Raw genomic sequence first — 1392 nt, 5'->3', positions numbered from 1 at the left:
AGCAGCTCCAGGCTGATGAACAGGCTCGCCAGGTGGTTGCTGGCCACCAGCCCCAGGGCGCCGGTCACCGCGCACAGCAGCAACAGGTAGAACTCCTCCCGGGGGCGGTGTCTTGGGAGTGTCTGTCCTAACTATGTTCTGTAACTATGTTCTAGCTATGTTCACCTGCAGCCATCGTCGACGCTTGCGTGAATTCTTTCACTTTGTTTCTATAAGCAAAAAGTTCTTTTGAGAATGCCTGTCCCAGTTATAAGCGTCCCAATTTATAGAGATTATGCAATGACCAAATTGCTACTATTTCCAGATGTTGATACATCCCCTTCTCTGACCGGAACATCTAACTGTTCGTGTATGGAGCTTATTTGGGAAAAGGGAAGATTGTTATCAGCTTCCGACTGTGATCTTTCAAACCTAGAGTTTTGGTGTGAAACCCTGCCACTCGGGAAAATGACGGACTTTGCAGCCACAGACCTCGGTGCACCCGTCGTCTCCGAAAAACTTAAAAAGGTATTGGATGACTTAGGTGTACAGGCTCAGTACTTTCCTGCAAGCATTGCTGAGAAACGAAGTGCACAGCCAGGACAGGGTTATTATGTGATGAATATTATTGGGCTGGTAGACTGCATCGACTTTGCAGCAAGCGATTTAGAGGTCGAGGAAGAAGATGGAGAGGTCGTAGACATTGAAGAGGTTGGTACTATGGTTTTGAAGGAAGAAAGCTTTGGTGACATCTATCGCATGCATATGTTTGAGCGCGTAATCGTACTTGAGGGGCGTATCGCTGATAATTTGCAACGTCTGGGCGTATCGGGAATGAAGCTTATAAAGCCCGAAAAATGGGATGGCATTTTGAGCGAGAAGCCGTAAGGCAGGCTGACTCATCCCTGACGCGACTGCTACCGGCTTTTGAGGGCTCCATCTGAACAGACGGCCTACCTCCGGCCCAAGTCAACCAACCCAAACCAACCCAACAACCCAATCAATAACAGGTCCAGGATAAACCCCAATAACCAAAATCAGCACCGCGACCACGAGAAGAGCCAACCCCCCAACCCGACTCCCCCAGTCATGCACAGCATCCCGATGCCGCATCCCAGGCTCCGGCAGGTACAGGGTCACCATCACCCGCAGGTAATAGAACAGCCCGATGGCGCTACCGGCGACGATGCCGCCCACCAGCCACCACTGGCTGTGGGCTACACCCAGTGCAATCACGTAGAACTTGCCGATAAAGCCGGCGGTCAGTGGGATGCCGGCCAGGGACAGGAAGCTCACGGTCATCACAGCCGCCAGCCAAGGCCGGCGCCAGAACAGGCCGCGGTAGTGGTGCAGGCCGGCAGCATCCTCGCCACCAAAGGGACTGGATACCATGGTAACCACACCGAACGCCGC

The 1392-nt window shown here is 52.8% G+C and carries 2 protein-coding genes; one reads left to right on the top strand and one right to left on the bottom strand.

All coding sequences use genetic code 11. The features are described 5' to 3' along the window. Positions 1-279 precede the first annotated feature (279 nt). A complete protein-coding gene (locus ACJO3T_RS00365; RefSeq protein ID WP_406962524.1) occupies positions 280-867 on the top strand; it encodes an imm11 family protein in 588 nt (195 codons plus the stop codon). Positions 868-948: 81 nt separating this feature from the next. On the opposite strand, the gene ACJO3T_RS00360 is transcribed toward ACJO3T_RS00365, so the two are convergent. Then, positions 949-1392, bottom strand: a 444-nt coding sequence (locus tag ACJO3T_RS00360; RefSeq protein ID WP_406977500.1) for a proton-conducting transporter transmembrane domain-containing protein, incomplete at its 5' end; no start/stop codon positions are given.

The sequence above is a fragment of the Marinobacter shunpengi genome (genome assembly GCF_045449715.1).
Classification (GTDB): Bacteria; Pseudomonadota; Gammaproteobacteria; order Pseudomonadales; family Oleiphilaceae; genus Marinobacter.
The sequence above is the reverse complement of the archived record's forward strand: the minus strand, read 5'-3'. Positions and strand labels throughout refer to the sequence as shown.